The organism is Congregibacter sp., from assembly GCF_045107095.1.
GTDB lineage: Bacteria > Pseudomonadota > Gammaproteobacteria > Pseudomonadales > Halieaceae > Congregibacter.
On sequence record NZ_JBGCFU010000129.1, the window covers coordinates 1 to 9,879 of the forward strand.

6 protein-coding genes and 1 tRNA gene are annotated in these 9,879 nt (G+C 56.1%); 4 read left to right on the plus strand and 3 right to left on the minus strand.

Annotated features, from left to right (window positions below; genetic code table 11):
- On the plus strand, window positions 1-327 hold a 327-nt coding region (locus AB8B76_RS15370; RefSeq protein WP_405273756.1), incomplete at its 5' end, for a hypothetical protein.
- 59 nt (window positions 328-386) lie between these two features.
- Window positions 387-2,036 (plus strand): amidohydrolase, encoded by a 1,650-nt coding sequence (locus AB8B76_RS15375; protein ID WP_405273757.1) that lies wholly within the window; start codon window positions 387-389, stop codon window positions 2,034-2,036.
- A 9-nt stretch (window positions 2,037-2,045) separates the two neighbouring features.
- Here AB8B76_RS15375 and AB8B76_RS15380 read toward each other — a convergent pair whose 3' ends face one another.
- Window positions 2,046-2,498 (minus strand): GFA family protein, encoded by a 453-nt coding sequence (locus AB8B76_RS15380; RefSeq protein ID WP_405273758.1) that lies wholly within the window; start codon window positions 2,496-2,498, stop codon window positions 2,046-2,048.
- A gap of 131 nt (window positions 2,499-2,629) precedes the next feature.
- Between AB8B76_RS15380 and AB8B76_RS15385 the strand changes: the two genes are divergently transcribed.
- Window positions 2,630-2,706: transfer RNA gene (locus AB8B76_RS15385), tRNA-Val, on the plus strand.
- 360 nt (window positions 2,707-3,066) lie between these two features.
- Here the strand turns inward: AB8B76_RS15385 and AB8B76_RS15390 are convergent.
- The gene (locus AB8B76_RS15390) at window positions 3,067-5,931 is read right to left on the minus strand and encodes a TonB-dependent receptor plug domain-containing protein (protein ID WP_405273759.1); all 2,865 of its coding nucleotides are present in this window, start codon (window positions 5,929-5,931) and stop codon (window positions 3,067-3,069) included.
- A 215-nt stretch (window positions 5,932-6,146) separates the two neighbouring features.
- Here AB8B76_RS15390 and AB8B76_RS15395 point away from each other — a divergent pair, with 215 nt between their 5' ends.
- On the plus strand, window positions 6,147-8,249 hold the full coding sequence (locus AB8B76_RS15395) for a hypothetical protein (RefSeq protein WP_405273760.1): 2,103 nt from the start codon (window positions 6,147-6,149) through the stop codon (window positions 8,247-8,249).
- On the opposite strand, the gene AB8B76_RS15400 is transcribed toward AB8B76_RS15395, so the two are convergent.
- Window positions 8,250-9,395, minus strand: coding sequence for a patatin-like phospholipase family protein (locus AB8B76_RS15400; RefSeq protein ID WP_405273761.1), 1,146 nt, complete (start codon window positions 9,393-9,395; stop codon window positions 8,250-8,252).
- Window positions 9,396-9,879: the final 484 nt, after the last annotated feature.

A 9,879-nucleotide genomic window follows, 5' to 3' on the forward strand; every position in this document is an offset into this window, starting at 1 on the left:
GGTCTTTTACAGACCGGGCGTTGGAAATTGCTTTATCAGGACGTCAGGGGCGTGCTCCTTGTAGGTAAAGATTTTGCAGTACCCGCCCAGCTCCGATTGCCTGACGACAGCGTCGACACCCAACTGACAGCTGCCTATATGGCATCGAAGCAAGGAGATAAGCTTGCTGCACTTGCGGCAGCAAGCCGAGCCCATGAGCTTCGGCCCTGGGGGCAGGCGACCTGCAGTTGGCTAACCCGCAGTCTTCAGGCGAATGGGCAAGCGCGAGAGGCAGCGTCGGTCATACAGAGCTGTCGGGCATACTTTCCCAGCAAATATTTGCGTTAGTCTTATGGTTTCAGGGTGTGTGCAAGGGTACTGCCAGAGTTTTCCAAGAGGAGATCTTAATGAATAAGCGTGTTTGCTCTTTGGCAGCGCTGTTGGTTTTACCGATGCACTTGTCTGCAGCGACATTGATTCACAACGTGCAGGGTTACACGATGCGCGACGGTGAACGCGTTGCTTTTGCAGCTATTGAATACGACGAGGGTGTAGTTACTGCCACCTACCATGACGAAGCTGCCGCATCGAAGAGTGACGCCGAGACTCGTATTGACGGTCACGGGCTCACCTTGCTACCCGGATTGATAGACGCGCATGGACACATCGCAGGCCTGGGGAGCGCCCTTGCGAGCGTCGACCTTACGGGCAGTGAAAGTGAAGCGGAAGCGGCAGCGCGTGTAGCGACAGCCGTTACCGACGGAGTAGCAGACCACTGGATCTTTGGGGCTGGCTGGAATCAGGTGCTCTGGTCGTCCGGTGAGTTTCCCTCCAAGGCATCCCTGGACGCCGTTACGGCCGATCGTCCCATTGCGCTGAGTCGCGTTGATGGTCATGCCGTGTGGGTCAACAGTAAAGCGCTGGCGCTTGCGGGCATTACCGCAGATACCGCTGATCCAGCAGGCGGACGCATTGTTCGCGATGATAGCGGTGAGCCGACGGGCATCCTTGTCGACAACGCCATGAAGCTGATGAGAGAGGCAACGCCTGCCCCAACGGTTGCCAGCAAAAAGCGCGACCTGAGCCGGGCAATGGAGTACTTGGTCAGCGTCGGGATGACCGGCGCTCACGATGCGGGATCCTCCGCTTTGGAGATTGATGCTTATGACGCACTCCTTGAGGAGGACCAGTTCCCTATGCGGATTTACTCCATGTTGCGCATGGCCGACCCCAGCATTAAAGAGAAGTGGTTGGAAGGTCCCAGAGACAGTGCGAATGATTTGTTTGCACTGCGCAGCGTTAAGATTTCTGCCGATGGGGCTCTAGGCTCGCGCGGTGCGGCGCTGTTTGAGGATTACTCCGATGATCCAGGTAACCGCGGCTTGCTGCTCTTGTCGGACGAGCAGCTGATGTCGCAAATTCGTGATTCGGCCGAGCTTGGCTATCAGGTCAATGTGCACGCGATCGGTGATCTGGCAAATGCCAAAGTGCTTGATGAGTTCGAAGCGCTCAACGCGTCCGCTGAGCAGCGGGCACTGCGCCATCGTGTGGAGCATGCGCAGATATTGCGAATTGCTGACATCAATCGTTTTGCTGAGCTCGACGTCATTGCGTCAGTTCAACCTACGCACGCAACCAGCGATAAGAATATGGCCGGTGATCGCGTGGGCGAGGCGCGTCTTGAAGGAGCCTACGCTTGGCAGACCTTGTTCGAAAGCGGCGCAAAGCTGGCCGGTGGATCTGACTTCCCCGTGGAGCCGCCGAACCCGTTCTATGGTTTGCATGCGGCAGTAACGCGGCAGGATCGAGACGGCGGGCCACCTGGTGGCTGGCGCGTAGGGGAGGCGGTGAGCCGGAATAAGGCACTCTCACTGTTCACTGAGGATGCAGCCTATGCTGGCCATACCGAAGCGAAAGTAGGTCGACTGCTTCCGGGCTATGCCGCGGACTTTATTCTAGTTCGTGACGACTTCTTTGCCGTGCCACGAGAACAACTCTGGAAGAACAAAGTTCGCGCTACCGTTGTTGGTGGGAAAGTGGTCTTCGGCGAGCTTTAAGGCAGGGAATTAGCGGAGTAATGCCGGGAGCAATCGCCGAGTTAAGGCGAGCTGGCTGGGCCAGTAACCGTTGTGTCGGGGAAGGTCGTCGTTGGCGTCTTCGGTGCGTGAGTCGTAGAAGATGCGCAGTGCAGGTTCGGGAAGCAAATCCGGATGACTTGCAAGGCGATCACCGGGGATAAATACAATATCCGGCAGCAGCGGCATCGCAAAAAACTCCACGATAGGCTGTGAGCATTTGACGCAGGCCCCACGATCTACTGCGGGGGATTTACGTAAGCGGCGATAGCTCACTGCTTCTTCATTTTGCACTTTTACCTCTGAGGCTTTGAAAATCACGGGGTCGCCTTCTGCAGCTTGATAGAACGACTGGCACAACGTGCAGTGACAGATTATTCGCAGTAAGGGTTTGCCTAGCACGTCAACTCTGGCATGTCCGCAGTCACAGCTAATTGTCGTCATAGAGGTTCCTCGAGTAGTTTGGCCATTTTACGCTGAGATGCTTGCAAACTCTCCGTTATCTGCCTCGAAAGACATTTGGTAAAGACGGTTGTATCGACCTCGTTCGGGCACTTATAATCCGCGTCCGTTTTAGGACCATAGCTCAGTTGGTTAGAGCGCTACCTTGACATGGTAGAGGTCGGCGGTTCGAATCCGCCTGGTCCTACCAAATGACAAACCCTCGCCATCGGCGGGGGTTTTTCGTTTGGAGGATTAGGTTTCGGTGAGAACCGCTGTTCGACAAAACGCGCTAGCGTTTTGGACGCCCGGAGGCCGTAGGCCGAGGACGCCCGAAGGGCTGAAACAGGCCCTAGCCTGTTTCAGTCAATCCGCCTGGTCCTACCAGATAAATGAAGCCCCGCAAAAGCGAGGGTTTTTGTAGGCTCTACCCACTTAACGAGGGATGCACTGGTATTCACCAAACCTCGTCATTGACGCACCTCAGCTACAAAACGCATCACGCTCTAATCCCGATCCAAAAGACAAATAGTTCGTGTCATTCCATGAGACTCTTCACTACTGGGGGTCTCTATAGTCGATACCGCAGGCCGAGGAAGAATCGGCGTCCAAAAACATCGTAGAGCTGCGGTGCAGTATTTGACTGAGTTGCACCGAGACCCATGAGCGGAGGATCCTCTTCAAACAGGTTACTCACACCACCATAAATCTCACCGTGCTCACCGAACTCAAATCGCCCGGATAACTCAAAATAGCTGTGGTCGCCCAAATTGCCAAGCTCGCTCTCGTAGCAAAACTGAGGGCTTTCCTCGCAGGTAATATCCAGGTGGCTTTCGAGATCACCGATCCAACGCCAGTTCAAAGCCACGGACAAAGGTCCTGAATAATAGGTTAAGCGCGTGCTGCTGCGATACTCAGGAACCAACACCCCGGGACCGATAAATGCGCAGGCACCGCCATAGTAGCCGGCACAATCACGCTCGCTGTCCGTGGGCGTCGCCTGAACCGTATTCTCCATCGCATAGTTGAACAGTACCTGCAAGGTCATGAACGCATCTGAGCCCGGCAGGGCCAATCCCTCCCACAGGTCAAAACGATAGTTGAGCGCGAGGTCTACTCCTTCCACGCCCAGCGTCGCCAGATTGAACTGAGGATTTGTGTACTGGCTGATATCACCGGAGGGGCCGCGCACCACCGAGCTGCAAAACTGGCTCGCGGGGTCATTGGAATCTCCGCAAAGACCGAGAGCAGCTTCAAAATCTGTTGAGCCAATAGCGTTGTCGATCTCAATGAGGTAATAGTCAACAGATACTGATAGCTCCTCCGCCCAGCTTGGCTGAATCACCAGGCCTGCGGTAAATGTATCGCCGGTCTCTGGATCCAGCCCTGTGTTTCCACCGCCTTCAAATACCGTAAGGCCGATGTCCGGAGTAGGCTGGTACACACCGACCTGGGCAGCAGGAATACCCTGCGCAATACAAAGATCCGTCAAGCCGCGACCTATAGGATCGGCCGATGCGGCACAAAAGTCCGTATCAGGGTTAAAAAGGACTGTTGGCTGTTCTGCTGCTTGCGCAAACAGCTCTTCGATGTTGGGCGCTCGCACGGCGCGCTGCGCCATAACTCTAAAACGCAGCGACGATATGGGGGCCCAGTCGACACCGAACTTCCAATTATCGGCAACGCCCGAGAACTTGTAGTCTGAATAGCGATAACCCGCCTCGACACCGAGGTACTCAGCGAATGGCTGATTTGAAAGAATCGGCACCAGCGCCTCCAGATAAAGCTCGGCTACATCCGTGGTACCAGAAACAGGCGCCGCCGCCAGTGCACCCAACACACCTGCGCCGATAAAATTCGGATCCGGCTGGTAGTCAGACGAGGTCTCCCGCCACTCAAAACCACCGGCCACCCCTACCGGCCCCGCAGGCAATTCGAAAGCGTCCCCGGTGACAATAAAGCTGAAGATGTCTTCATCTACCGTGTAGTTTTCGACAATATCACCGGCGAGCAAGAAGGCCGCTGCATCTTCAGGGATCGTAAGCCCGAAGGGGTTAAAGGGCACGCAGCCGTCGGAAGTATCAAAACATTCGCCCGTGGCTGGATCAGCCAACAGGCCCTGTTCAAAGCGACTGGCAAAAACCGCATTGCCGGTAATAAACTCACCGGTGACTTCTGACAAACTGTAAGTTGCTTCCCAATCCCATTGCGCGTTGATATCACCGCTTGCGCCAAATACGGCTCGCAATGTGTCCGCCGCACGTTCTGACTGCCGCGGACCAGTCTCGATCAAACGCCGGGAAAATACAAAATCAGCGAAACCATCGCCGTCGGGGTCATAGCTAGTCCCAAACAACTGCGCCTGCTCTGGCGTAAGAAGCGGGTTATCAAGGTTTACCCGAGCGCTGATAAACGCCGGAGGCGGTGCTAGTTGCGCCGACGTCGAGGTCTCAGAGTAGAGAACCTCACCAAAAACCTTGATCCGATCATTCAACTGATAATTGCCGAACAACGCGCCGGAGTATCTTTGCAGAGGCACCTGAAGGTAGTTTACCGGTTGGAAATTGTAGCTCGGCGTATCGGGACCTACCGCCACCGGTGTACCGCTGTCATCAAAGGTTACCTGCACCGGTGCATCACTGCCGGGCAGAAACGTTCGGGGGAACACAATCCTGCCGGCAGGTGTAGTACCACTACCCAGAGCAACAAGTTCTCCGGTGAAGCGGTCTTCGCGCAGGGCTTCGGCGGTAAACGGTCGATCACCCGCAAACACCGAGTCTCGATCCTGGTAGTTTAAAAAACCCGTCAGGTGACCGCTGTCGTTGCCAAAACCGAAAGCGAGACTGACATCGGCAACGGCACCATCACCTTCTTCAAAGGTGTCGTACTGCGCGGTGACCTCGAATCCTTCGTACTCATCATCCAAAATAAAGTTCACAACCCCGGCCACCGCATCAGAGCCATACACGGTAGACGCTCCGCCGGTGACAATTTCGACACGCTTGATTAACTGCGAGGGAATCAGGTTAACGTCAGCGGCGCCAAAGGAATCCGCCGGTGCCATGCGTCGGCCATTGAGGGTTACCAAAGTGCGGTTAGCCCCCAGGCCACGCAAGTTCAGGCTGGCCTGCCCATTCCCCGGATTGTTGCTGGTTCGATTGCCGTCAGGGACAAGCTGAGGCGCTTCGTTGACAAGATCCTCGATGGCGGTAACACCCGACAGCGTGATCTGCTCGGCGTCGAGGGTGACCAGCGGAGAAATCGACGTAAAATCTTTGCGCTTGATGCGCGAGCCGGTGACGACGATTTCTTCGATCTCTCCCGCAGCGGCTGTGGGGCTTAGGCGAGTGCTTTGCTCTTGGGCAAAAACGGCAGACGCCGCCAGGGCGCTAGAGGTGACTAAAGTGATAACAGCTGGCGCAAAGCGGTATTTCATAGTCGATCTCAGGACAAAGAATACGAGTCGTTCAACAATACCTATCTGAGTAAGCTATAGCCAAGCGAATCGGTAAAAATTGACAATGAAAACAGACCGTAATCGCGCACCAAAATCGAGCTTGCCGCCTCCGAGTCGCCGTTGTGCGCGTGCGCACATACAAGGTCTGATATTCTCGCGGCTTTGGTTTCAGTCAAGATGAAATGCAAGAGCCAGTGACTAACAGCGAGGCCAGCACTAGCGGCCTGATTGCAGAGCTTCGCCGTCGGCGGGTGTTTCGCACCCTCGCCCTATACATCCTCGCCGCCTGGGGACTGATGCAGGTTGCCGACGTGCTTCTTCCTGCGCTGGGGCTCCCGGAATCCAGTATTCGTTACCTGCTGTTTGCCAGCATCGCGGGACTTCCCGTGGCGCTGGTATTTGGCTGGTTTTTTGACATCAGTGCTCACGGAATCCAACGGACTGCTCCCCTCACGGGAGGTGCTACTGCAGAGGCGGAGCCACTACGCAGCGTCGACTACCTGCTCCTTGCTGCGCTTGCCGTGGTTCTGGGCCTGATCCTGTACAGTTTTATGGGCGGGGTGGTGGAGATCCCGTTGGCGGACAACGCCCCAACGGTCAGCGCAGAACGGGCAAAGACCGATGGACCGCCTATGGTGGGGGTCATTCCTTTTGACTACGGCGACGATACCGGCGACGGCAAGTTCTTTGCCACGGGCGTTCACGATGACCTGCTGACTCGCCTCACCAAAGTGGGCAGCCTGCGAGTCATTTCGCGAACCTCGGTGCTGCAATACGCCAAGACCACCAAAAGCATTCCGCAAATCGGTAATGAGCTGGGTGCGGACGCCATTTTAGAAGGCGGCGTGCGCATCGCCGGCAGCAAGATTCGCATCAATGCGCAGCTGATTGATGCACGCAGCGATGAACACCTGTGGGCAGAGACCTATGACCGGGATTTAAGCCCCGAAAACATTTTTGCCGTGCAGGCCGATATTGCCAGGGCTATATCCGCAGCACTGGCGACAACGCTCAGCCCGGCGGAAGATAGCGATCTTGATATCATCCCCACCAACAATATGGCGGCCTACCGCGCGTTTCACGAGATCATGCAGTGGCGAGATGAGATTCACCTCACGCCAGCAAATGCGCCCGAGTTCGTACAAGGCCTGGAAAAAGCTTTTGAGCTCGATCCCAACTTTATTCAACCCATGCTCGAGGTCATCGGTACTCTGACCCTCCAGGCGCGCCGAGGAGGCGGGCGGGAGTTTTTGCCAAAAATCGAGTCACTCATCGACCGTATCGGCCACATCGCGCCAGAATCCGCAGACTATTACACGGCGCAAACGCTGTATGTTTACAACGTACTTGCAGACTATGACCAGGCGCTTGCGTTGGTCAAAAAAGCACGGTCATTAGCCCCCAGCGACACTCACATCCTCAACATTCAAAGTTGGATTCAGCGACGCCGGGGCGACTACGAGGGCTACCTGGAAAGTGCCCGCCTGTCCTATCAGCTGGAGCCCAACAACGCTCAAGCAGCCGAATTTCTGGCCGGGCGTCTTATGGTCACGCATCGTTATGAAGAAGCACTGGCCATAGCCGAGCAAATCGAGAACCCCAGTCTCCGGCTCAGCGCGCAATATCTGCCCATACTGCGTTTTTTCAAACACGGCGATCTGCAGCGGTGGGAGCAAGATATCCGTGCAGCGCTCAATACCGATCTGTCTGAGGACAGGCGCGACGATGTGCTCAGCACTTTATGGGAGGTTCAGATCGCGCGGCGAGAATTTGCCGCAGCGCAGCAGAGCATTGATCAAATCAGCTTCGATGAGCTGATTAAAACCTCAGTAAACGTCTGGCTATCGCCCAAGCACCGCCTACAAATGGCACAGCACCTGGTAACGGGGAATACGTCTGCGGCCAAAGCGTCCGCCGAGGCTGTCAGGCGTTTGGCTGAACCTATGGAACCGGACTTACAGGCATTGCTGGACCGGATGCCGGCCCCCGATCGCGCTCTCATGCTGTTGGCAGGCGGTAAGGAAGATGAGGCGTTCGACGCTCTTACAGTTTGGAGGGACCCAAACTGGGACCGTGCCGAATGGATGGGCCGTTCGTACCTCTGTGAAATGCTAGCGCTTATGAAAACTGAAGCCGCTGCGCTTGAGGCACTTGCCTGCCTGCGCAGCGCGCTGAGCGAACCCAGCAGGGCAATGCGCTTTGTTGAACCGCAACTCCCGTTTTACGATTCACTGCGGGCGCGAGCGGACTTCAACTCGCTCATCAACGAATTCAGCGCAGCGCGCACCAAGGGGTGATCAGTCAGGCGTTGCCACGCCGAGAAAACGCGCAATATCGTCCCGCTGCCACATGGCATCCCGATAGCCCAGCTCAATGAGTGTCTCCACAAAGGGCCTGGCAAACAGCAGATAGGACGCCGCAGTGGAACCTGCGCCGCTCTCGGTACCGCCAGTGGCACGCAGTAAAAAACGTACGCTTGGCGGCAACGATGAGATGTTTTGGCCGGCAATCATGTCCAGTTCCTGAGATGGCGAGATAACTTGCCGATCGATGTAGCGCAGGGTCGATCCTTCTTCCAAACTCTCGTTGGGTAAGAGCTCCACCAGTTTGTTAATGCGATCCAGTCGTTCGATATCGCTCTCTAGGCTGTCGATAAACGCACTATTAAGTAGATGACCCACGATCTGCGCCAGTGATGGAGAGTGCGTAAGCTTCGCTCCTGCCAAAGACTCCGGGCGCTCCCGATTCGCACTCACACCCACAATAAAGAGTCGGTCGGCGCCCAAATGCAAAGCAGGACTCAAAGGCGCCAACTGCCGCACCGCGCCGTCCCCAAAGTATTCAAACTCAATGCGCGTGGCGGGGAACATAGTGGGAATCGCAGACGATGCCATTAAGTGGTCTGCATTGAGCAGGGTACGCCGACCACTGCGTCGATATCGGGTCCAGTCCTCGGTGCCCGTTTTGGCCTGATAAAAGCACATGGACCTACCCGACTGATAGCCCGTGGCCGTCACACAAACAGCGTCGACATCACCACGAGCAATTGCGCGGTCGATTTTCTCAAAATTGATGGAACGCTTGATCAGGCCGCGCAGCGGTGTGTTATCTAACAGCGCTATGGGCTTTCCCACCCCCACGCCACGATTCACTAAAGAGAGCATCAGTCGGCCAACACTCGATCCCATTGCCCCCCAGCCGCAGCGATACACCTGCTCGGGACTCAGATCCATCCATATGGACTCCAGGCTCTCTACTGCCTGGGCAAAACTGCCGTCGTAGGCCGCCAGAGTTACCGCATTAATAGCGCCTGCTGAGGTGCCGCAGATAACCGGAAACGGATTCTTTGCACCAGCAGGCAGCAGCTCTGCCACTGCCTTGAGCACACCCACCTGATAGGCAGCGCGAGCGCCACCACCTGAGAGAATCAGAGCGTTCTTCACAGGCCGCTTCGCAGCGGCGTGGGCCTGCGAGATTCACAGGGAGCTAATCGTAGGTTCAATGTACTTACAGCCAAAACAGGTTCCCGCGCTATTCTACATGCAAGGCATGACCCGTCACCGAGTCATCAACACAGCTGCTTTAAAGGCCGCACAATGGTCTGGTTCACAGACTCCCATCCTGCTGATCTGCTACGCTTAGCCCTGTTTTGACATTGGATAGTCGCGTTTTTTATGCACCCTATCGCTCCCACTGGCTTTGTGATGAATAACGCTACCGCCGCCGCATGGCTTGTGAAGTCGAGCGCTGCGTTGTGGTGAGTTCGCTGTTCGCCGAGCTTCGCCGCAGGCGCGTCCTCAGGACTCTGGCGCTATATATCGTCGGCACCTGGGGACTGATGCAAGTGGCCGATGTGCTGCTGCCGGCGCTGTCCCTGCCAGAAGCACTCATACGGTATGTGCTGTTAATCGCGATCGCCGGGTTTCC